Annotated in this window: 22 protein-coding genes; 7 read left to right on the top strand and 15 right to left on the bottom strand. The window is 73.1% G+C overall.

What is annotated here, in order from left to right; translation table 11 throughout:
- Positions 1-66 precede the first annotated feature (66 nt).
- Positions 67-609, bottom strand: coding sequence for an NUDIX hydrolase family protein (locus DEJ09_RS04015; protein ID WP_071406188.1), 543 nt, complete (start codon positions 607-609; stop codon positions 67-69).
- Positions 610-682: 73 nt separating this feature from the next.
- On the opposite strand from DEJ09_RS04015, the gene DEJ09_RS04010 reads away from it, so the two are divergent.
- Positions 683-1303: an alpha/beta hydrolase gene (locus tag DEJ09_RS04010; protein ID WP_111087723.1), complete on the top strand. Its 621-nt coding sequence runs from the start codon at positions 683-685 to the stop codon at positions 1301-1303.
- 71 nt (positions 1304-1374) lie between these two features.
- Here the strand turns inward: DEJ09_RS04010 and DEJ09_RS04005 are convergent, their stop codons facing one another.
- Entirely contained in the window at positions 1375-2049 is a 675-nt protein-coding gene (locus DEJ09_RS04005; RefSeq protein ID WP_027466765.1) for a PadR family transcriptional regulator, read from the bottom strand.
- A 160-nt stretch (positions 2050-2209) separates the two neighbouring features.
- Between DEJ09_RS04005 and DEJ09_RS04000 the strand changes: the two genes are divergently transcribed.
- On the top strand, positions 2210-6967 hold the full coding sequence (locus DEJ09_RS04000) for a DEAD/DEAH box helicase (protein ID WP_111087722.1): 4758 nt from the start codon (positions 2210-2212) through the stop codon (positions 6965-6967).
- A gap of 50 nt (positions 6968-7017) precedes the next feature.
- Positions 7018-7797 (top strand): Fpg/Nei family DNA glycosylase, encoded by a 780-nt coding sequence (locus DEJ09_RS03995; RefSeq protein WP_111087721.1) that lies wholly within the window; start codon positions 7018-7020, stop codon positions 7795-7797.
- Here the strand turns inward: DEJ09_RS03995 and DEJ09_RS03990 are convergent.
- The gene (locus DEJ09_RS03990; RefSeq protein ID WP_111087720.1) at positions 7788-8708 is read right to left on the bottom strand and encodes a LysR family transcriptional regulator ArgP; all 921 of its coding nucleotides are present in this window, start codon (positions 8706-8708) and stop codon (positions 7788-7790) included. The two genes, DEJ09_RS03995 and DEJ09_RS03990, sit on opposite strands and share 10 nt — an antisense overlap.
- A gap of 69 nt (positions 8709-8777) precedes the next feature.
- Between DEJ09_RS03990 and DEJ09_RS03985 the strand changes: the two genes are divergently transcribed.
- A complete protein-coding gene (locus DEJ09_RS03985; RefSeq protein WP_220034910.1) occupies positions 8778-9497 on the top strand; it encodes a LysE/ArgO family amino acid transporter in 720 nt (239 codons plus the stop codon).
- Between the two features lie 96 nt (positions 9498-9593).
- Here the strand turns inward: DEJ09_RS03985 and DEJ09_RS03980 are convergent, their stop codons facing one another.
- The 3 genes from DEJ09_RS03980 to DEJ09_RS03970 all read right to left on the bottom strand — a co-directional run bounded on the left by DEJ09_RS03980 (position 9594) and on the right by DEJ09_RS03970 (position 12958).
- Positions 9594-11069 (bottom strand): APC family permease, encoded by a 1476-nt coding sequence (locus DEJ09_RS03980; protein ID WP_110859459.1) that lies wholly within the window; start codon positions 11067-11069, stop codon positions 9594-9596.
- Between the two features lie 176 nt (positions 11070-11245).
- The gene (locus DEJ09_RS03975; RefSeq protein ID WP_110859458.1) at positions 11246-12118 is read right to left on the bottom strand and encodes a hypothetical protein; all 873 of its coding nucleotides are present in this window, start codon (positions 12116-12118) and stop codon (positions 11246-11248) included.
- An 18-nt stretch (positions 12119-12136) separates the two neighbouring features.
- Positions 12137-12958: an alpha/beta fold hydrolase gene (locus DEJ09_RS03970; RefSeq protein ID WP_111087718.1), complete on the bottom strand. Its 822-nt coding sequence runs from the start codon at positions 12956-12958 to the stop codon at positions 12137-12139.
- A 210-nt stretch (positions 12959-13168) separates the two neighbouring features.
- On the opposite strand from DEJ09_RS03970, the gene DEJ09_RS03965 reads away from it, so the two are divergent.
- Positions 13169-13735, top strand: coding sequence for a hypothetical protein (locus DEJ09_RS03965; RefSeq protein ID WP_111087717.1), 567 nt, complete (start codon positions 13169-13171; stop codon positions 13733-13735).
- A gap of 9 nt (positions 13736-13744) precedes the next feature.
- Positions 13745-14338, top strand: a complete 594-nt coding sequence (locus DEJ09_RS03960; protein ID WP_111087716.1) for a TetR/AcrR family transcriptional regulator — start codon at positions 13745-13747, stop codon at positions 14336-14338.
- A gap of 4 nt (positions 14339-14342) precedes the next feature.
- On the opposite strand, the gene DEJ09_RS03955 is transcribed toward DEJ09_RS03960, so the two are convergent.
- From DEJ09_RS03955 to DEJ09_RS03940, 4 genes are read right to left on the bottom strand one after another with little or no spacing between them, the layout of a single operon-like run.
- Positions 14343-14603, bottom strand: coding sequence for a type II toxin-antitoxin system RelE/ParE family toxin (locus DEJ09_RS03955; protein WP_071250103.1), 261 nt, complete (start codon positions 14601-14603; stop codon positions 14343-14345).
- Positions 14600-14860: a type II toxin-antitoxin system prevent-host-death family antitoxin gene (locus DEJ09_RS03950; RefSeq protein ID WP_071250100.1), complete on the bottom strand. Its 261-nt coding sequence runs from the start codon at positions 14858-14860 to the stop codon at positions 14600-14602. The genes DEJ09_RS03955 and DEJ09_RS03950 overlap by 4 nt, the downstream gene beginning before the upstream one ends.
- 28 nt (positions 14861-14888) lie before the next feature.
- Positions 14889-15401 carry a methylated-DNA--[protein]-cysteine S-methyltransferase gene (locus DEJ09_RS03945; RefSeq protein WP_111028941.1) on the bottom strand — a complete coding sequence of 171 codons (513 nt, stop codon included), beginning with the start codon at positions 15399-15401 and terminating at the stop codon, positions 14889-14891.
- Entirely contained in the window at positions 15398-16990 is a 1593-nt protein-coding gene (locus tag DEJ09_RS03940; protein WP_111087715.1) for an AlkA N-terminal domain-containing protein, read from the bottom strand. Before DEJ09_RS03940 ends, DEJ09_RS03945 begins: the two co-directional genes overlap by 4 nt.
- A gap of 89 nt (positions 16991-17079) precedes the next feature.
- Between DEJ09_RS03940 and DEJ09_RS03935 the strand changes: the two genes are divergently transcribed.
- Positions 17080-17679, top strand: a complete 600-nt coding sequence (locus tag DEJ09_RS03935; RefSeq protein ID WP_258373779.1) for a molybdenum cofactor biosysynthesis protein — start codon at positions 17080-17082, stop codon at positions 17677-17679.
- Positions 17680-17719: 40 nt separating this feature from the next.
- On the opposite strand, the gene DEJ09_RS03930 is transcribed toward DEJ09_RS03935, so the two are convergent.
- From DEJ09_RS03930 to folE, 5 genes are all read right to left on the bottom strand, one after another.
- The gene (locus tag DEJ09_RS03930; protein WP_071245566.1) at positions 17720-18262 is read right to left on the bottom strand and encodes a type 1 glutamine amidotransferase domain-containing protein; all 543 of its coding nucleotides are present in this window, start codon (positions 18260-18262) and stop codon (positions 17720-17722) included.
- Between the two features lie 451 nt (positions 18263-18713).
- Positions 18714-19367 (bottom strand): HAD-IA family hydrolase, encoded by a 654-nt coding sequence (locus tag DEJ09_RS03925; protein ID WP_111087713.1) that lies wholly within the window; start codon positions 19365-19367, stop codon positions 18714-18716.
- 54 nt (positions 19368-19421) lie between these two features.
- On the bottom strand, positions 19422-20171 hold the full coding sequence (locus DEJ09_RS03920; protein ID WP_258373778.1) for a pyrimidine reductase family protein: 750 nt from the start codon (positions 20169-20171) through the stop codon (positions 19422-19424).
- Positions 20168-21103, bottom strand: a complete 936-nt coding sequence (folP, locus tag DEJ09_RS03915) for a dihydropteroate synthase (protein WP_111087711.1) — start codon at positions 21101-21103, stop codon at positions 20168-20170. The genes DEJ09_RS03920 and folP overlap by 4 nt, the downstream gene beginning before the upstream one ends.
- Complete coding sequence (folE, locus tag DEJ09_RS03910) at positions 21100-21711, bottom strand: GTP cyclohydrolase I (RefSeq protein WP_111087710.1); 612 nt, start codon at positions 21709-21711, stop codon at positions 21100-21102. Before folE ends, folP begins: the two co-directional genes overlap by 4 nt.
- Positions 21712-21814 lie beyond the last annotated feature (103 nt).

Genomic DNA, 21814 nt, shown 5'->3' with positions numbered 1-21814 from the left:
GAAGCCCCCGGATCCGATCGGATCCGGGGGCTTCGTCGTGCGCGGGGCGCGGACGCCCCGGTCGGACTAGTGGAGGGCGCCGACCGATGCCAGGCCGGCGCGGAGCAGTGCGCCACGCCCGCCTTCCATCTCGTCGGCGACGGCGTCGGACGCGGCTTCCATCGGGGTCATCCACGTGAGCTCGAGGGCGTCCTGCCGGGGCTCGCACGTCCCCGTGACGGGGACGACGTACGCCAGCGAGATCGCGTGCTGCCGCTCGTCGGTGTACACCGAGGCGCCGGGCAGCGGGAAGTACTCGGCCACGGTGAACGGCGTCGGACTCGAGGGCAGCTGCGGGAACGCCATCGGCCCGAGGTCCTTCTCCAGGTGGCGGAACAGCGCGGTGCGGATCGACTCGCCGAACATCACCCGGCCGGACACCAGGGTGCGGGCGATCGAACCGCTCGGGGAGACCCGCAGCAGCACGCCGACCTCGGTCACGACGCCGAGGCCGTCGGTGCGGACGGGGACCGCCTCGACGTAGCAGATCGGCAGACGACGGCGGACGTTCGCGAGCTCCTCGTCGGACAGCCAGCCGGAGTCGGGATCGGGGGTGCGCAGCGAGGACATGCACCGTGTCTACCAGGGACGGCGGCGAGTTCGGCGGAAGGCGCGGGAGTTGGGGATGGTTAGCGTTGTCCACATGATCGATGCGGACCTGGTGCAGTGGACCCGGAGTACCTCGGACCGGCGGGGCACACCCCTGCTCGTGGCGATGCACGGGGTCGGGTCGAACGAGCACGACCTGCTCGGCCTCGCCCCCGCACTGCCGCCCGCGTGGACGGTCGCGTCGCTCCGCGCGCCGATGCCGTGGGGGCCCGGCTTCAGCTGGTACCCGCTCGGCACGCCCGGCTCCCCTGCGCCCGAGGCGGCGGACGCCGCGACCGCCGAGGTGCTCGACTGGATCGACTCCGTCGCCGCCGACCACCCGCGGATCGGGCTGCTCGGGTTCTCGCAGGGCGGCTCGATGGCGCTCCAGCTGCTGCGCGCCCGGCCCGCGGCGTTCGCGTTCGCGGTGTCGCTGTCGGGGTTCGTCGTGCCGGGCGTCACGGACTCCCGCGACGAGGCCGTGTCGGCCGTGCGGCCGCGGGTGTTCCTGGGGCACGGTGACCTCGACCCGGTGATCCCGCCCGAGGCCACCGCCCGGACGCAGGCGTGGGCCGCAGCGCACACCGACGTGACCGACCGCGCCTACGCGGGCCTGCCGCACGCCGTGTCGACGGCGGAGCTGGCGGACGTGGCGGCCTTCGTCGGCGCGGTGTAGGCGCACGACGACGGACAGGAGGCCCGGTGCCAGCTGGCACCGGGCCTCCTGTCCGTCATGGGTGACGTCCGTCAGTCGGCGAGGATCTGGAGCAGATCCTTGCGGAGCTGGTCCACCTTGGCCGTGGCGGCCTTGGCCTGTTCCTCGGTCGCGGTGCTGCGGTACATCTGCAGGACGCCCATGGTCTTCCGGAGCGCCTCGAAGAACTCGCGCTGGGCGTCCGGGATCCCCGGGGCCCCGTCGAGTGCCGCAGCGATCTCGTCGGCCTTGGCCTCGGTCTCGGCCTTGCCGGCGTCGGTGAGCTCGAAGAGCGTCTTGCGGCCGTCGCCCGACGAGACCACGAGGTCTTCGTCGACGAGCTGCTGGAGCGTCGGGTAGACCGAACCGGGGCTCGGCTTCCAGGCGCCGCCGGTGCGCTCGGCGATGGTCTTGATCACGGCGTACCCGTTCTGCGGGCCCTCGGCCAGCAGACCGAGGATCGCGAGACGGACGTCACCGCGGCGACGGCGTTCGCGGCCGAAACCGGGCCCGCCGAAACCGGGGCCGAAGCCCATGCCCGGGCCGAAGCCGGGACCGAACCCGCGGCCACCGAAGCCGCGGCCGCCGTGGTCGTGGTCACCGCGGTCACGGCCGGGGAAGCCGGCGCCGTGGTGCTGCCGCGCGCCGCCGAAGCGGGGGCCGCGCGGGCCGAACCCGCGCTGGTCGCGGGGGGACGTGTTGCTGTCGTCGTCATACGAGGGGCGCATGAGGAGTCCTTTCGTCGTGCTGAGTCGGCTCGCGATCGGTCTGACCTGATCGTCTTCGTCGTATCGCGATGTGTTTACGATAGATCGGTAACTATCGCTCTGTCAAGGGGTACGTGCGCTCGGCCTGCTGTCGGTGGTGGCGGGCAGGATGGGACGGACCATGACGGACGTCTTCGAGCGCTTCTCCCCCGCGACCACCGAGTGGTTCCGCGGCGCCTTCGATGCACCGACACCGGCGCAGGCCGGGGCGTGGGACGCCATCTCGACCGGGCAGCACGCACTCGTGATCGCCCCGACCGGCTCCGGCAAGACCCTGGCGTCGTTCCTGTGGTCGATCGACCGGCTCATCAGCGCGACGGACCGTCCACCGGCGAAGCAGCGCACGCGCGTGCTCTACGTCTCGCCGCTCAAGGCCCTCGGCGTCGACGTCGAGCGCAACCTGCGGAGCCCGCTCGTCGGCATCACCCAGACCGCACGCCGCCTCGGCACCGAACCGCCCGACGTCACGGTCGGTGTGCGCAGCGGTGACACCCCGTCGTCCGACCGGCAGAAGCTCCTGCGCCAGCCGCCGGACATCCTCATCACCACGCCCGAGTCGCTCTACCTGATGCTCACCTCGCAGGCGCGCGAGACCCTGGTGAACGTCGACACCGTCATCGTGGACGAGGTCCACGCGGTCGCCTCGACCAAGCGCGGCGCACACCTGGCCGTGTCGCTCGAGCGCCTCGACGACCTGCTCGACAAGCCCGTGCAGCGCATCGGGCTGTCCGCGACCGTCCGCCCACCGGAAGAGGTCGCCCGGTTCCTCGGCGGCCGTGCACCGGTGACGATCATCGCGCCGCCCGCGCAGAAGACCTTCGACCTGCGGGTCGTCGTGCCCGTCGACGACATGACCGAGCTCGGGGCGCCGCCGGTGGGTGCGGACGCGTCCGAGTCGCCGACGAACGGGTCGATCTGGCCGCACGTCGAAGAACGTGTCGTCGACCTGATCGAGGAACACCGCTCGACCATCGTGTTCGCGAACTCGCGGCGGCTGGCCGAACGACTCACGGCTCGGCTCAACGAGATCCACGAGGAACGCGTGCTCGCCGCCGCCGGTGACGGCGTGCTGGTGCCGGCGGGTGCGTCCCCGGACGACGACGGCCTGCCCGTGGCGCAGGGCCGACCGCAGTCACCGGCCCGCACCTCGGCGCACGCCGTCGCACCCCAGGGGGCCAAGCGCCCGCCGGCGCAGCTGATCGGCGTGTCCGGGCAGACCGGCGGCGGGGGCTCGGACGCCTCCGTCCCGGTGCTCGCCCGCGCACACCACGGCTCGGTGTCGAAGGACCAGCGCGCGATCATCGAGGACGACCTGAAGTCCGGTCGGCTGCGGTGCGTCGTCGCGACGAGTTCACTCGAGCTCGGCATCGACATGGGCGAGGTCGACCTGGTCGTCCAGGTCGAGGCGCCGCCCTCGGTCGCGAGCGGCCTGCAGCGCGTCGGTCGTGCCGGCCACCAGGTGGGCGAGATCTCCCGCGGCGTGCTGTTCCCGAAGCACCGCGCCGACCTGGTCAACAGCGCGGTCACGGTCGAGCGGATGGTCACGGGCCAGATCGAGTCGATCTCGGTGCCGGCGAACCCGCTCGACGTCCTGGCGCAGCACACCGTGGCGGCCGGGGCGATCGACACCCTCGACGTCGAGCACTGGTTCGAGCTCGTGCGGCGGAGCGCCCCGTTCAGCGGCCTGCCCCGATCGGCGTTCGAGGCGACGCTCGACCTGGTCACGGGCCGGTACCCGAGCGACGAGTTCGCCGAGCTCCGGCCACGGCTGGTCTGGGACCGCGTGCACGGCACCCTGACCGGGCGCCCCGGTGCGCAGCGACTCGCGGTGACGAGCGGCGGGACGATCCCCGACCGCGGCATGTTCGGCGTCTTCATGGTCGGCGAGAAGGCGTCCCGCGTCGGCGAGCTCGACGAGGAGATGGTCTACGAGTCGCGCGTGGGCGACGTCTTCGCCCTCGGTGCGACGAGCTGGCGGATCGAGGAGATCACCCACGACCGCGTCGTCGTGAGCCCGGCGTTCGGGCAGCCCGGACGCGTGCCGTTCTGGAAGGGCGACGGCATCGGCCGGCCCGCCGAGCTCGGCCGGGCGACCGGTGCGTTCGTGCGCGAGGTCGAGGGCGCGTCGGACGACGACGCCCGCGCCCGCGTCGCCGCCGGTGGACTGGACGAGCGCGCGATCACCAACCTGCTGACCTTCCTGCGCGACCAGCGCGCGGCCACCGGTCACGTGCCGAACGACACCACGCTCGTCATCGAGCGGTTCCGCGACGAGCTCGGGGACTGGCGGCTCATCCTGCACTCGCCCTACGGCATGCAGGTGCACGCGCCGTGGGCCCTGGCCGTCGCCGCACGGCTGCGCGAACGGCACGGCATCGACGGTGACGCGATGGCGGCCGACGACGGCATCGTCGTCCGCATCCCGGAGACCGACGCCGAACCGCCGGGTGCCGACCTGTTCGTGTTCGAGCGCGACGACCTCGAGGCCCTGGTCACCGACGAGGTCGGCGGCTCGGCACTGTTCGCCGCGCGGTTCCGTGAGTGTGCGGCGCGCGCCCTGCTGCTGCCCCGACGGAACCCCGGGCAGCGGTCGCCGCTCTGGCAGCAGCGACAGCGGGCCTCGCAGCTGCTCGAGGTCGCGCAGAAGTACCCGACGTTCCCGATCGTGCTCGAGACCGTGCGCGAGGTGCTGCAGGACGTCTACGACGTGCCCGCGCTGCTCGGGATCGCCGACGACATCGCCGGACGTCGGATCCGCCTGGTCGAGACGGAGACCGAACAGCCGTCGCCGTTCGCCCGCTCGATCCTGTTCGGGTACGTCGCGGCCTTCATGTACGAGGGGGACACCCCGCTCGCCGAACGCCGGGCAGCGGCCCTGTCGCTCGACTCGACCCTGCTCGGCGAGCTGCTCGGCCGTGCGGAGCTGCGCGAGCTGCTCGACCCGGCGGTCATCACCTCGGTGGAGCGCGACCTGCAGCGGCTCTCGCCGGACCGTCGTGCCCGTGACGCCGAGGGACTCGTGGACGTGCTGCGGCTCGTCGGCGCGCTCGACCTCGACGAAGCGGTCGACCGGAGCTGGCTCGCCGACACCGCTGACCGTCCAGCGGCCACCGCCGAACTGCGCAGCACGCTCCAGGTGTTGGAGCGGGACCGCCGAGTGCTGTCGTTCTCGCACGCCGGGGCGACGCGCTGGGCCGTGATCGAGGACGCCGCCCGTCTGCGGGACGCCCTCGGGGTCCCGCTGCCGATCGGTGTGCCCACGGCGTTCATCGAGCCCGTGGCCGATCCCCTCGGTGACCTGATCGGTCGCTACGCCCGGTCGCACGGGCCGTTCTCCGCGCAGGAGGCCGCCGGTCGCCTCGGGCTGGGCATCGCCGTCGTGCAGGACACCCTGCGCCGGCTCGTCGCCGACCGCCGGGTGGTGGAGGGCGAGTTCCGCCCCGACCGCCAGGGTGCCGAGTGGTGCGACGCCGAGGTCCTGCGACGGATCCGCACGAAGTCCCTCGCAGCGCTGCGGCACGAGGTCGAGCCGGTCTCGCCGGACACCCTCGCACGGTTCCTGCCCGCGTGGCAGCACGTGCAGACACCGGGGACCCGCGGCGGGCTCCGCGGCGTCGACGGCGTCCTGCAGGTGATCGACCAGCTCGCCGGGGTCGCCCTGCCCGCCAGCGCCTGGGAGACCCTGGTGCTGCCGTCGCGCGTCACCGACTACTCGACGAGCATGCTCGACGAACTCACCGCCACCGGCGAGGTCCTGTGGTCCGGCGGGGGCACCCTGCCGGGCAACGACGGCTGGGTGCGCCTGCACCTGGCCGACACCGCGGCGACGACGCTCGCCGAGCCCTCCGGTGACGAGACGACCGAGCTGCAGCGGGACGTGCTCGGCGCCCTGGCCGGCGGCGGCGCGTACTTCTTCCGGCAGCTCGGCCAGGCGGTGGGCAGCAGCGACGACCAGGCGCTCACCACCGCGCTGTGGGACCTGGTCTGGGCCGGGCAGATCACGAACGACACGTTCGCCCCGCTGCGCTCGATGCTCGGTGGCAAGGCGAAGAGCTCGAGTGCCCCGCGTGCTCGGGCCTACCGCGGCCGTCGGCGTCCGACGATGCCGACGCAGTCCGGGCCGCCGTCCGTCGGGGGTCGCTGGTCGCTCCTGCCGCTGGCCGAGTCCGACTCGACCGTGCGGGCCGCGGCGACCGCCGAACAGCTGCTCGAACGCTACGGCGTCGTCACCCGCGGTGCTGTGCAGGTCGAAGGTGTCCGCGGCGGCTTCGCCGGGGTGTACCGGGTGCTCTCGCGCTTCGAGGAGTCCGGCCGGGCTCGTCGCGGGTACTTCGTCGAGGGGCTCGGCGCGGCCCAGTTCGCCACCGGCCCGACCGTCGACCGGCTGCGCACCTACGCCCGCGAACTCGGCGACGACGAGCGGGACGACCCGGACCGGAAGCGCGAGGCGCTCACACTCGCCGCGACCGACCCGGCGAACCCGTTCGGGGCCTCGCTGCCGTGGCCGACGGGCGACGCCGACCCCGTTCTCGTGGTCGACGACGGCGGAGCCGCCCCGCCTGAGACCGCGGTCGGCAGCGGCGCGAAGACCGCTCGGGGCCACCGGCCCGGGCGCAAGGCGGGTGCCCTCGTCACGACCGTCGACGGCAAGCTCACCGTGTACGTGGAGCGCGGTGGCAAGTCGGTGCTGACCTTCACCGACGACGCCGCCGACCTCGCTGCCGCGGCGGCCTCGATCGCCGGCATCGTCCGGACCGGGCTGCGGAAGCTCTCGGTCGAGCGGGTCGACGGGGACTTCGTGCTGGAGACGCCGCTCGGCGGCGCGCTCCGGGCCGCGGGGTTCACGGCGACCCCGCAGGGGCTGCGGCTCCGTGTGTGAGGCGAGCCGCGCCTCCCGGCAGTGCAGCGACCACGTGCCGGAGGTGACCCGTGCCTGAAGGCGACACCGTCTACCGGGCTGCCCGCCGTCTGCACACCGCGCTGGCGGGCAAGGTCCTGACGAAGAGTGACTTCCGGGTCCCCGCGTTCGCGACGCTCGACCTGGTCGGCCGCACCGTCGACGAGGTCGTCCCCCGCGGCAAGCACCTGCTGCACCGCATCGGCGACCTGACCGTGCACTCGCACCTGAAGATGGAGGGCCGGTGGGACGTCTACGCGCCCGGTGAGCGCTGGCGACGCCCCGCGCACCAGGCCAGGGCGATCCTGGACGCCGAGGGGGTCTCCACCGTCGGCTTCGCCCTCGGAGTGCTCGAGGTCGTGCCGCGCGACCAGGAGTCCGAGGTCGTCGGACACCTCGGGCCGGACCTGCTCGGCCCCGACTGGGACGCCGACCTCGCGCTCGCCAACCTGACCGAGGACCCCGAACGCCCGGTCGGGCTGGCACTGCTCGACCAGCGGGTGCTCGCCGGACTCGGCAACGTGTACCGGAACGAACTCTGCTTCCTGCGCGGGGTGCTGCCGACGCGTCCGGTCGGGCAGGTGCCGGACCCGGCGCGGACGATCACGCTCGCGAGCCGACTGATCCTGGCGAACCGCGACCGCAGTGCCCGTGTGACCACCGGCGTCGACCGCCCCGGGCGACGGTTCTGGGTCTACGGCCGTGCCGGCAAGCCGTGTCTGCGGTGCGGGACACCGATCCGGCACGGGGAACTCGGTGACTCGGAGCTCACCCTGCGCGACACGTACTGGTGTCCGCGCTGTCAGTCTTGACGCTGACGCGCGGGGTGCAGTCGCGACGACGCGGTCGCACGGACGGCGTCGGTGACCCGTTCGAGCAGGGGTGACGCCAGGTTCCAGCGCTGCCACCACAGCGCCACGTCGGCGTGCCGACCCGGGGCCAGCTCGACCAGGACGCCGCTGTCGATCGCCTTGAGGCACTGTGCCTCGGGCAGCAGCCCCCACCCGAACCCGAGCGTGACCGCACGGGCGAAGTCGGCGGAGGTCGGGACGAAGTGACGCGGGCCACCGGGAGCGTGGCCGAGGACCTGCCGCAGGTACCCCTGCTGCAGGTCGTCGTCGCGGTCGTAGTCGACGAGCGGGACCTCGTCGAGCCGCCGGAGCATCCGCCGCTCGGTGCCGGTGTCGCCGAGGTAGCGGGCGACGAACGCCGGGGACGCCACCGCCCGGTACCGGTCGATGCCGAGCGGCACCGACGAGCAGCCCTGCACCGGATCCGCCTCGGCCGTCACGGCACCCATCACCGTGCCGGCGCGGAGCAGTTCGGCGGTGCGGTCCTGGTCCTCGCGGTGCAGGTCGAAGACCACCTCGGTGTCGGCCCGGACGAGGGCGAGGGCGTCGAGGAACCAGGTGCCGAGCGAGTCGGCGTTCACGGCCAGCGGGATCGACGGCACCACCGACGATCCACCGCCGAGCGCTCGGGAGGTCTCCTCGTCGAGCAGCCGGACCTGCCGTGCGTGCCGGAGCACCACTGCGCCGTCCGCGGTCGGGCGCACCGGGGTGGTGCGCTGGAGCAGGACCCGGCCGACCTGCTGCTCCATCGACTTGATCCGCTGCGAGACCGCCGACGGGGTGATCGCCAGCGCACGGGCCGCCGCGTCGAGCGTGCCGTGGTCGACGGCGGCGAGCAGCGTCTCGAGGTGCTCGCGCTGGAACCGGGTCATGCAGCTGAGCTTACGGCGCTGCAGGAACGTGAGCTGTACTACACCGGCACCCGGCCCTAGCGTCAGATCGTGACCTCGCTCCTGCCCCTGCTCTCCGGCCTCGGCACCGGCCTCGCACTGATCGTCGCGATCGGTGTGCAGAACACGTACCTGCTCCGGCTCGCGGTCAGCGCAGGACTCCGGGTGGTGGCCGCGGCGGTCGTGGTGTGCGCGGTCTCGGATGCGCTGCTCATCGTCGCCGGGGTGCTCGGGGTCGGCGCCGTGGTCGAGCGGTTCCCCGTGGCGCTCCTGGTGATCCGGTTCATCGGTGCCGCGTTCCTGCTCACGTACGGAGTGCTCGCAGCGCGGCGTGCGCTGCGGCCCTCGGGGGACGCGATGCGCGTGGCCGACGAGGCTGCCGACGACGGCGTGGTGGGCGCGGGCGCGGGGGTGGACGCGACCACCGGCACGACGGTGGCGGCGCGGCGGACGCGCACCGCGCCTCCCGGCCAGGTGGTGACCATGCGGACGGCGGTGCTGACCATGCTCGTCTTCACGTGGGCGAACCCGCACGTCTACCTGGACACGCTGGTGTTCCTCGGGTCGGTGGCCAACCAGCAGGGTGCGGACGACCGGTGGCTCTGGACGATCGGTGCCGTCGCAGCGAGCTGCCTGTGGTTCGGTGCGCTCGGGTTCGGCGGACGCCTGCTGCGGCCGCTGTTCGAGAAGCCGCTGACCTGGCGGGTGTTCGACGGGCTGGTCGCTGTCGTGATGCTCGCGTTCGGTGTGCTGCTGCTCGTCGGCGCGTAGCGGCGGCGGCGCGCATGGCGCACCGCGAAACGGACACAGCACCACGCGACCGCATGGTGCTGTGTCCGGAACCTGGTTCCGGCGAGGCGGATCGCCCTACTGCATGCGCTGGCCGACGCGGCTGTGCCGACGGCTGTAGCCGAAGTAGATGACGAAGCCGATGGCCAGCCAGACGACGAACCGGAGCCAGGTCTCGACCTCGAGGTTCAGCATCAGCCAGAAGCACAGCACCGCCGAGATGATCGGGAGCACCGGCGACCACGGCACGCGGAAGGCCCGCGGGGCGTCGGGGCGCGAACGACGCAGCACGACGATGCCGATCGACACCAGGACGAACGCGGACAGCGTGCCGATGTTGATCATGCCCTCGAGCTTGTCGACCGCCGTGAACCCTGCCAGCAGCGCCACGACGACACCGGCGACGACCTGCACGCGCACCGGCGTCTGCGTCTTCGGGTTGGTCTTCGAGAACCAGCGGGGCAGCAGGCCGTCGCGGCTCATCGAGAAGACGATGCGGGACAGGCCGAGCAGCAGCACCATGACGACGGTGGTCAGACCGATCAGGGAGCCGATGGCGATGATGCCGGCGGCCCACGGCAGCCCGACGATGTCGAACGCCGAGGCCAACGACGGCGCCTTCTCCTCCGCCAGGCGCTGGTACGAGACCATGCCGGTGATGACGATGCTGACGCCGACGTAGAGCAGGGTCACGATGCCGAGCCCGATGAAGATGCCGCGCGGCAGGGTCTTCTGCGGGTTCTCGGTCTCCTCGGCACTGGTGGCGACGACGTCGAACCCGATGAAGGCGAAGAACACCAGGGACGCCGCGGCGAGCAGGCCGAAGACGCCGTACTGGGCGGGCTCGGCACCGGTGAACCAGGACACGAGCGACTGGGTCCAGACGCTGCCCTCGGCACCCTTGGCAGGCTCGGCCGGCGGGATGAACGGCGTGAAGTTGGCGGCCTTGACGAAGAACGCACCGGCGACGATGACGAACACGACGATCGCGACCTTGATGACGGTGATGACCGCCGACACCCGCGACGACAGGCGGGTGCCGAAGGCGAGGAGCACCGTGAAGATCCCGACGATGAGCACCGGCCCCCAGGTGAAGGGGATCGGCCCGAGCTGGATCGTGCTCGGCAGGGTGATGCCGAAGACGTCGAACGCGGTGCTGAGGTAGATGCCCCAGTACTTCGCGATCACGGCGCTGGCCGTGAGGGTCTCGAGGATGAGGTCCCAGCCCACGATCCAGGCGAGCAGCTCACCCATCGTGGCGTAGGTGAACGTGTACGCGGAGCCGGCGACGGGGATCGTCGACGCGAACTCGGCGTAGCACATGATCGCCAGGCCGCAGGTGACGGCGGCGAGCAGGAAGGAGATGATGACGCCGGGCCCGGCGAAGTTCGCGGCGGCGTTCGCGCCGACCGAGAAGATGCCGGCGCCGACGGCGACCGCGATCCCCATCGCGGCGATGTCGAACGTCTTCAGGGAGCGTTTCAGGGACCTGCCCTGCTCCTCGGAGTCGGCCAGGGAGGCCTCGATCGACTTGATGCGGAGCTTCGTTGCCATGGGGTGGATCCCGTCATCGGCTGGCGGCGGACCTCGGAAGGGTACTGGTGTACCACTGTGTCACGCAAAGCGTCCGCCCGGACGGTGGTCCGGTCCGGCGACGGCCGGGAGGCGCGGCGGCGGTCCGCCACGCACCGCTCGGCCGGCCGATGGGTGCGTCCAGGGCCGCGGTCGCGTCAGCGGCCCGCGCGCCAGTCCGCGAGGAACCGGGCTCCGGCCTCGTCGTGGATCACGCCGTCGGGCGCGGTGAGCACCGGGTACGGCGTGGCCGGCACCCCGTCGGCGGGACGGACGTCGACGTGCGCGACCTCGTGGCCGTGGGCGTGCAGCCAGTCCGCCATGGCGTAGTCGCTGCGGGAGTCCCCCACGGTGCGCCATGTGACCGGGAGCTCGCCGTCCTGCCCGAGGAGCTCGAGCGAGCGCTCGGCCCCCAGGTCCTTGCCGCTGCGGTCGGACTCGACGTCGGTCGAGATGATCGTCGGGTCGATGCGCCACTGCACGGCACCGTCGGCGTCGGGTCGGACGTCGTCGAGGCGGCGGACACCGAGCCCGCGACGCTCGAGCGCGGCCATGGCCTTCGCGTCGAACTCCGGCTGGCGGGCCAGGTAGGTGGCGTTCGGCACCTCGACGCGCTGCTCGATCGACACCATGGCGCGCTTCGTCTCGTCGAAGAACACCAGGTCGGCGTACTCGTCGCGGACCAGCTCGCGCATCTCGTCGGCGTAGTCCCGCGGCAGCGCGAGGTCCTCGGCGACGGTCAGTTCGCCCATGCCGCCGTCGTACTGCGGACCGATCGAGCACCACACTGCACCCTTCTCGCAGACGGCGTGGACGCGGCCACCCTCGGCGAGGCCCCCGGCGAGCAGGGGGCCGACGACCTCGGAGCGGATGAACGCATCGCTGCGGCCGGTGTTGAAGACGATCGGGATGCCCTCGGCGGCGAGCGCGACGAGGTCCGCGACGATGCTCGGGATCGCGATGGTGCGGGAGACCGGGCTGGCGATGGGCCCGTCGACGTCGAGCAGGAGACCGAGGCGGGGTGCGTTCACCCGCCCATCCTCTCGCAGTCAGCTGCTGGGCGAGACGATCCGACTCCGGACGCGGTCGATCAGGGCTCCGAGGGCCGCCGGGGCGGGGACGTGTCCCTGCCCGGGCACCTCGGCGTACTCCGAGCCCGGGACGGCGTCGACGACGGCGCGGGCCGCACGTCGCATCCACTCGAGTCCGTCGCCACCGGCGCCGACGAGCACCGGCACACCGACCGCGGCGGCGACCCGCTCGGGCACGGCGAGGCCGTTCAGCACTCGGACCTCGCGGCTCAGCACGTGGGCGTCGACGACCAGGGAGCGCCAGAGCGACCCCTTGAGCCGCAGGGCTGTGACCTGGCCCATCGGGACCCCGAGCACCTGGGTCAGGAACCCGCGGACGGCCTGGGCTCGGCGGCCGGCACCGACGTGCTCGTCGAGCAGGTCGGCGAACACGACGTCGTCGGCGTGCGGGTCGACCGAGGCACGGTACGGCGGTTCCCACAGGACGGCGCCGTCGACCGGCAGTCCGGTGGCGAGCCCGTGCAGGACGACACCGGCGCCGACGCAGATGCCGACGGCGGTGGTCGGTGCGCCGATGCTCTCGACGACGGCGCGCAGGTCGTCGACCTCGCGCTCGATGGCCCACGTCGCGGAGTCACCGCTGGCACCACGGCCACGGCGGTCGTAGGTCACCACGCGGTGCGTCGAGCCGAGCTCGGCGACCACGCGGTCGAGGTACGGGGTCCCGCGGTGGTCGAAGGCACCGCCCACGACGACGACCGCCGGCCCGTCCCCTGCCTCGGAGACGGCGATGGTGGTGCCGTCGGAGGAGACGACCGTTCGGTCGACTGGAGGGAGCATGGGGTCCTTTGCGAGCTGTCGACGGCGATGCGTCGGGCCTCGGAGGGGACCGTGCGGATTACCGGTCCTCCGAGTGTCGCAGGCGCGGGAGTCCGTGTCTCCCCCCGCTTCCAGGGGCAGAACCCGGTCGCTCGACACCGTGTGGTCGCCGTGCCATGCTGTTTGAGTACACCTGTACTCAAACGAACACCGGTACCGCAACGGGGAACCATGACACTCATCGCCATCGTCGCCTGCGAGATCGCCTTCTGGGTCGCGATCCTCGGCGGCCTGACCACCCGGTACCTGCTGCGACGGCCACGCACGGGTGCGGCGATGCTCGTCGCGGCACCCGTGATCGACCTCGTGCTGCTCGCGGTCGTCACGGTCGACCTGCTCGGTGGCGGAACCGCGTCGTGGCACCACGGACTCGCGGCGATCTACATCGGCTTCTCGGTCGCGTACGGGCATCGGATGATCGCGTGGGCGGACGTCCGGTTCACGCACCGGTTCGCCGGGGGTCCCGCGCCGGAGCGTCTGAGTGGACGGCGCTACACGGCCCGGTGCTGGGGCGACGTGCTGCGGACCGGGCTCGCCGTGCTGATCGCCGGCGGGATCGTCGGTGCGCTCGTCCTCGTCGTCGGCGACCCGGAGCGCACGGACGAGCTGCAGGGCACGGTCGCACTGCTCGGGGTCGTCCTGGGCGTCGAACTGCTGTGGGCGATCGGTTACACGATCTGGCCGCGCCGAGTCACCACCGCAGCCGCGGACCCGGCCGGAGCTTCGAGCCGGCCGTAGGCTGACCCGGTGCCCCGCCGTGTCGACCTCGAGGAACGGGGATCCCTGGTGGCTGCGGCCTGCCTGCGGATCCTGGAGCGGGACGGCCTCAGCGCGCTGTCCGTGCGGAACGTCGCGGACGAGGCCGGCATCGCCCCGGCGTCACTCCGCCGCGTGTTCCCGACACAGCACGCCCTGCGCGAGCACTGCCTGACGATCATCGAGGAACGGGTCACCGTTCGGCTCGCCGCCCTGCGTTCGACGGGTCGTGCGCTCGCACTGGACGTCCTCGCCCAGGTGCTGCCGCTCGACGCCGAGCGCACGACCGAGATCCTGGCGCAGGTGCAGCTCGGCGTGCTCACGCGCACCGACGACCACCTGGCCACGAGTGCCCGACGCCTGAACGACGGGGTCAGCCGGGTGTGCACCCGGGCGCTGGAGATCCTGCGTGAGGACGGCGGCTTCGGCGACGGTCGCGACCTGACCGACGAGGTCGACCGGCTGCACGCGCTGATCGACGGGCTGGCGGTCGAGCACACGTGGGATCCGGCGGCACGTGCGCCCGAGCGGGTCCTGGCGCTCGTCGAGCTGCACGTGGACAGCCTGCGCGGCGCGATCGCCTGACGCCTCAACGACCCCGGTAGACCTCGCGCCGGTGCCCGGCGCGCACGACGACGACCACGAGCCGCCCATCGTCGATCAGGTAGATCACGCGGTAGTCACCGACCCGGACACGCCATTCCGGGCTGTTGACGAGTCGACGAGCCGCGGGTGGACGTGGCTCGTCAGCCAGGATCGCGAGAACCCCTTCGACGAGTCGTCGGGCATGTGGCGGCAGTTTGCGGATGGCACGCCCCGCACTCGGCTCGAACTCGATGTCGTAGGTCATCCCAGACCGAGTTCGCGCCTGAGGTCCTCCCACTTGACGTTCTCGCCGCCGATGCGCTCGTTCTCGAGTCGGGCCTCTTCCACCGCCTTCAGGTCGTCCAGGTCCTCCGCCGCCTCGAGCAACCGGTCGAGGACGGCCGCGTCGACGACGGCTGCGACGCGCTTGTTGCGCCGGGTCAGGTAGACGGGTTCGTGCCGGGCGTCGTCGATGATCGACGCCAGGCGGCCACGGGCTTCGGAGATCGACACTTCGCTCACCTGTACATTCTAGAGCGTTTTGTACAAGTCAAACGAGTGCCGTGGTGCCGACCGACTCCCGTTCGAGCAGGGACCGCTTGACGTCGAGCCCCCACGCGAAGCCCCCGAGCGTGCCGTCCGAGCGCAGCACGCGGTGGCACGGGACGAAGAGCGCCGGGGCGTTCCGGGCGCACACGCTCGCCGCCGCCCGCACGGCGTCGGGCCGGCCCATCGCAGCCGCGAACCCGGTGTAGGTCAGGGTGCCGCCGGCGGGGATCCGGCGGAGCTGGCGCCACCCCTCGGTGAAGAGCTCGGTGCCGAACTGGCGCACGGGCACCTGCATGGCGTGCTCGACCTCGCCCGAGTAGAAGGCGTCGACCGCGTCGGCCGAGGCGACCACGCCGTCGAGCACCCGGTCGGGGCGGTGGCGGTCGGCCAGACGGGCGAGGATCCGCTCGACGGAGTCGGTCCACCCGGACGCGAGGACCCTGCCCTCGGCGTCTTCGAGCACGGTGAACGCCCCGTCGGGGGTGTCCAGGGTCTGGATGGTTGCGTCGGTCATCGGTCGTCCTTCCGGGGGTCCTCGGGGGCACGGGCTGCACGGGCGCGGGCGGTCGCGGTCATCGCGCGGTCGATGATCGGTCGCCAGCAGTGCATCGTGAGGTAGCTCCGCCAGGGGGCCACCTGCTCCGACCATAGGGAGAGCTCGCGTGCCGTTCCGGGCAGCCCGAGTTCCTGTGCACCGTTCCGCACGGCGAGGTCGCTGTGGAGGAAGATGTCGGGGTGGTGCCGGACCCGCAGCGCGACGTAGTCGGCGGTCCACGGCCCGATGCCCTTCACCGCGAGGAGTCCGTCGCGCAGGTCACCGAGGGACTGCCCACCGTCCACCACCAGGGACCCGTCGGCGAGCGCCGCAGCCACCCGCAGGATCGTGTCGACGCGGGCGGCGGGGCCGCGCAGCACCTCGTGCCCGCGTTCGGCGATCGCGACCGCGGACGGGAACAGCAGCCCGCCGGGCCGGATGGCGTCCGGCACCGTCGCGCCGAGTGCGGCCACGAGCCGGGTCTGCGCCGTGCGCGCTGCGGCCACCGAGACCTGCTGTCCGATCAGGGTGCGGAACACGATCTCGTGCGCGTCCACCGCGCCGGGGAGCCGGAGGCCGGGCACCCGTCCGACGGGTCCGGCGAGCTCGGGCACGGCTCCGAGGACGGCGTCGACGGCGACCGGGTCGGCGTCGAGGTCGAACAGCGCCCGCACCCGCGCCACGAGCGCGGGTAGGTCGGAGAGGTCGGTGACCCGCACGCGCAGGTCGATCCCGGTGCCCCGCCCGGCCACGTCGGGGACGGCTGCCGACGCGCTGAACCAGCCCGGGCCTCCAGGCAGGTCGACCAGCCGCCCGTACGACGTGACCCGGCCCGTGGGGTCGGTGTCCACCTGCTCCGTGCCCGGCAGGGCGTGCAGCGCGTGCCAGTCGAGCAGGCCCTGCGCGTCGAACGGCGCCCGGGCCGGCAGGTGGACGTGCAGTGCGCCGTCGCCGCCGTCCGTGGCACCGTCGCCTCGCCCGGACCGCCGTGCGCGGAGCTCCGTCGGGGTGACGGCGAAGACCTCGCGCACGGTGTCGTTGAACTGTCGGACGCTGGCGAACCCCGCGGCGAACGCGACGTCGGCGACGGGCAGGTCGGACGAGGTGAGCAGGGTCCGCGCGGTCTGCGCCCGGTGCGCCCGGCTGAGCGCCTTCGGCCCGGCGCCCAGCTCGGCCGTCATGATGCGGTTGAGCTGCCGCTCCGAGTAGCCCACGCGCGCGGCGAGCCCGGGGACGCCGTCGCGCTCGACGACACCGTCGAGGACGAGTCGCATCGCCCGGCCGGCGACGTCCTCGCGCAGGTCCCATTCGGGGCTGCCGGGGGTCGCCTCGGGCAGGCAGCGCTTGCAGGCGCGGAAGCCGGCCAGGTGCGCTGCGGCGCTCGTGCGGTAGAAGGTGACGCCGGAGACCCTCGGCGTGCGGGCCGGGCAGCTGGGCCGGCAGTAGATGCCGGTGGAGTGCACGGCGGTGACGAACTGGCCGTCGAAGCGCGCGTCGCGGGAGGCGACGGCGCGGTGCCGCTCGGCGTGCAGCGCGTCAGGCTGCGCGTCGGTGTCCGGGGTGGTCATGGGCTCAGCCTGACATGCGCCGCCGACGTCGACTGGCGGGAATCGGACGGAGCAGCGCACGGCCGGGAGGCCCGGTTAGCGTTGGCCGGGTGACTTCCGCAGACGACGTGGCCGGTCTCGACGACCTGCCGTTCCGGACCGAGGTCGAGGTCGCGCTGCTGCTCGTCTCGCCGCGGCACCGGTACGAGGGACGCCCGGCCGACGGCGCGCTGCCGGTGGGCGCGGACGATCCGGACGAGTCACGCGACCGGATCGAACTGCGGGCCGGGCTGGGCGTCGTCGGCGACCGGTACTTCGCGGCCCGGGCGCACGTGCACGCCTCGGTCACGGTGATCGGCCTGGAGGGGCTCGAAGCCGTCGGTCACGCGATCGGTGCCACGGTCGACCCCGCTGCGACCCGACGGAACGTGTTCCTGCGGGGCGCCGACGTCGAGGCACTGCGGGGCGAGCCGTTCTCGCTGGAGAGCGTGCTTCCCGGTGGTGACGGCGGCGGCGCCCTCGGTCGTGCCGTCCGGTTCCGTGGCTACCGCGCGGCAAACCCCTGCGCCTGGATGGACCACGAGGTGGCACCCGGGGCGTTCCGGGCGATGCGCGGCCGGGGCGGCGTGCGGTGCGACCCGGAGTCCGACGGTGTGCTCACCCTCGGTCCGGCGGTGCTCCGCACGGCCCGCCCCGTGGCGCTCGGCTGACGCCACCGCCGGGCGGGGCGACCGCCCTGCGGCACAGTGCTCAGGCGGTGAGGGCGCTCTCGATCGCGTCGACGAACGCCGGCAGGTCGTCCGGGGTGCGGGACGTGATGAAGCCGCCGTCGACCTGGACCTCCTGGTCGACCCACTCGGCTCCGGCGTTGCGCAGGTCGGTCTGCAGCGACGGGAACGAGGTGACGGTCTTGCCGGACAGCACGCCCGCCTCGACGAGGGTCCACGGGCCGTGGCAGATCGCCGCGACCGGCTTGCTCGCCTCGGCGAAGGCCTGCACGAGCGTCGCCGCGCGGGACTCCTGGCGCAGCGTGTCGGCGTTGATCGTGCCGCCGGGGATCACGAGGGCGTCGAAGTCCTTCGCGTCGACACCCGCGATGGTGGTGTCCGGCTCGAGCGTCTGCCCCGGGTCCTTGTCGCCGACCAGGGTCTGGATCGTGCCGGTCTCCTTCGCCGCCACGGTCACCGAGGCACCGCGCTCACGCAGCTGCTCGGTGGGGACGACGATCTCGTCCTGCTCCACGCCGTAGTTCGTCGTGATGACGAGGATCTTCTTGCCGTCGAGGGTTGCCATGATCCGCTCCTTCCGCGGCCCGGTCGTTCCGGCCGCACACCCGAGGGTCGTCGGGGTCGGCTGGGCAGGCCTCCAGGGGCGGCTCGGGGGTCCGGTCGGGCGGTCGCAACACCCCGCTCACGTCCGCCGGGCGGTCGCGAAGCGTCGGCTGACGGCGGCGCAGCCGACGGTTCCTGACCACTCGCCGCAGGCCGGGCGGGGTGTCCTGACCGGCCGGCGAGGCGCCGTGGACGCGCCCGCAGTCGGCCTGGAGGCACGGTGCGGGCCCGCCACGGGCCTCCAGGCCGCCAGTCGGGCGGTCGCAACACCCCGCTCACGTCCGCCGGGCGGTCGCGAAGCGGCGGCTGGCGGCGGCGCAACCGACGGTTCCTGACCACTCGGCGCAGGCAAGGCGGGGTGTCCTGACCGCGGGGCATGCGGGCGGGCAAGCCGCGCAGGACGGACGCCGAGCTCAGCCGCGGATGCGGAAGGCCTCGCCGTCGCGCTCGACGGTCAGGCCGTCGTACCCGTGGACCCGGTGCAGGCCGGCCGTCACCGGGTGCTCGAGCGGACCGACGACGACCGTGGTCGCGCCGGAGGCGATGGCGGACTCCAGCCCGGCCGGGGCGTCCTCGAACGCCACGCAGTCGGTCGGGTCGAGGCCGAGCAGGGCAGCTCCGCGCAGGTAGCCGTCGGGGTGGGGCTTGCCGTGCTCGACGTCCTCCGAGGGCACGAAGGCCTCGGGCACGGAGAACCCGGCGGCGGCCATCCGGCCCGCGGCGAGGTCACGCGGGGCGCTCGTCACGAGGGCCACCGGGACGCCGAGTTCGACGAGTCGCTGCACGAAGGCGACGGCTCCGGGGATCTCGAGGATGCCCTCGGTGCTCGCGGTCTCCTCGGCGACGAGCTCCGCCGCGATCCGCTGCTGCTCGGCCAGGGGCAGGTCGGGCAGGAAGCGCCGCAGGGTGTCGATCGCCTGCCGTCCGTGCGAGAACGCGAGGATCTCGTCGGGGTCGATGCCGTTCGCGTGGCCGAACCGGGTCCAGGTCGCCTCGACCACCGCGGTCGAGTCGACGAGGGTCCCGTCCATGTCGAAGAGGACCCCGGACGCCACGATGTCGATCACGCGCCCGACCCTAGCCCACGGGGGTCAGCGCGCCCCGGCACCAGCGCGGACGGGTCAGCGCGCCCGGACGTACCGGGTGAGCAGCACGCCGCCAGCGCCGAGCAACACGTGCGCCGGTCGCATCCGCCGGAGTTCCGGCGAGGACCCCCGGGCGATGCGCGGCCCCTCCCCGCCCTCGAGCGACGGGTCGAGCGTCAGGGTCAGCTCGTCGACGGCGTCCGCGGCGATGAGCGCCCCGAGGAACGACGGCCCGCCCTCGCAGTGGATCATCCCGAGGCCACGGTCGGCCAACACGCCTCGGATCCGCCCGGCGTCCACCGAGTCCGGCTCGTCGTCCGCACTGCAGGGCACGACGTCGGCGACCTCGGCGAGCGCCTGGGCCTTCGACGACGCAGCCGCCGTCGCCGACGTCAGGACGATCGGGCGCACCGGCGCCTCGGTGAACACCCGAGACCCCGGGTCGAGCGACAGCGAGCCGGTGACGATCGCGAACACGGGGTGGTCCGGCTTGCCGTGCGCCCGACGCCAGGCGACGTCGGCGTCGTGCAGGACCATCGGCCCGTAGCCCTCGTCACGGACGGTGCCAGCGGCGACGAGCACGACGTCGGCCACCCGCCGGAGCAGGTCGAAGACGCGCAGGTCGTCGTCGCCACCGAGCGACCCGGACACCCCGGCGGCCGAGGCCGAACCGTCCAGCGTCGCGACGAAGTTCACCCGGAGCCAGGGGGCCCCGGCGTCGGCGGTGTAGAGGTCGAGCAGGTCGTCGTCGGACAGGTCCGCGATCGACGGGGGCAGGACGTTCACGTGTTGTGCCTCGATTCCACGGGGGTGCGCCATCCGAGCGTGGCCTCGACCATGCGCATCGCGTCGACGCTCTCGGCGACGTCGTGCATCCGGACGATCCGGGCGCCGAGCATCGCGCTCACGGTCGCGACGGCGAGCGATCCGGAGAGCCGTTCCCCGCGGGGGCGTCCGAGCGACTCCCCCACGAAGTCCTTGTTCGACACCGCGGCGAGGACCGGGTAGCCGAGCGCGACGACCTCGGGCAGCCGACGGGTGAGCTCGAGGGTGTGCACGGTGTTCTTGTGCAGGTCGTGGCCCGGGTCGACGATGATCCGCGACTCGGGGATGCCCGCGGCGAGCGCCCGGTCGACCCGTTCGCGCAGGAACGCGACGACCTCGCCCGCGATGTCGCCGTACTGCGGCGGCGCGGGCAGCGGACGACGGGGTTCCGCGAGGGAGTGCGTGATGACGACGGTGGCCTCGGAGTCGGCTACCACGGCGGCCATCCGCGGGTCGGACAGGCCGGTGGTGTCGTTGACGACGGTCGCCCCGGCTGCGATCGCCGCTGCGGCGACCTCCGGGCGGAAGGTGTCGACGCTGATGACGACGTCGGACTGCTGGGCGAGCTGCTCGACGACGGGCACGACGCGGTCGATCTCGTCGGAGGCGGGCAGTTCCGGACCGGGCGCGAACTTCACGCCGCCGATGTCGACCCAGTCGGCGCCCTGCTCGGCTGCGCGCACCGAGGCCGCGACGGCCCGGTCGAGCTCGAAGGTGGCGCCGCGGTCGTGGAACGAGTCGGGGGTGCGGTTCACGATCGCCATCACGGCGATGCGGTGGTCGAAGTCGATGGTGCGGCGGCCGAACGTCCGGACCGGGTGGCGCAGGTCCGGCACGACCCAGCCGGGTCCGGCCACGTCGGGTCCGGCCGCGCCGTCCAGGAGGCCCGTCATGCGTCCGCCCCGGCACGCTCGTCGTGCCCGGCCTCGGTCCCACGCCCCGCGCCGATGAGCGCGATCGCCTCGGCCCGTCCTGCGGTGTCGGCCAGCGAACCGGTCGCCGCCACCGTCACGGTCGTCGAACCGGTCTGGCGCTCCCCACGCGTCGTGACGCACTGGTGCTGCGCGTCGAGGACCACCAGGACGCCCTCGGCGCCGAGCCCCTCGGCGATGGTCGCGGCGACCTGTTCGCCGAGCCGCTCCTGCAGCTGCGGACGGGAGGCCACCGCGTCGAGTACCCGTGCCAGCGTGCCGAGCCCGATGAGGCGGTCGCCCGGCGCGTACGCCAGGTGCGCGACCCCGAGGAACGGCAGCAGGTGGTGTTCGCAGACGGAGCGGAACTTCACGTCCCGCACGATGACGAGCCGACCGCGTTCGCCGTCCTCGGCGTGCACGGTGCCGTCCCGGGCGATGGCGACCGCGTCGGTGCCGATCCCGGAGAAGAACTCGGCGTACGAGTCGGCGACCCGGGCGGGGGTGCGGGTGAGTTCCCGGCGGTCGGGATCCTCGCCGATGGCGAGCAGCAGCTCGCGGACGGCGGCCTCGACACGGGCGCGGTCCATGGGTGACGTCACCCGCTCATCCAACACCAGCCATGGCCGGAGAACGCGGGCAGACGCCCAGCGCGAGGTGCGCGATCCGCGTGGAACGGGCCTCCCGGCTGTC

It is taken from the genome of Curtobacterium sp. MCLR17_055 (assembly GCF_003234305.1).
GTDB lineage: Bacteria > Actinomycetota > Actinomycetes > Actinomycetales > Microbacteriaceae > Curtobacterium > Curtobacterium flaccumfaciens.
The sequence above is the reverse complement of the archived record's forward strand: the minus strand, read 5'-3'. Positions and strand labels throughout refer to the sequence as shown.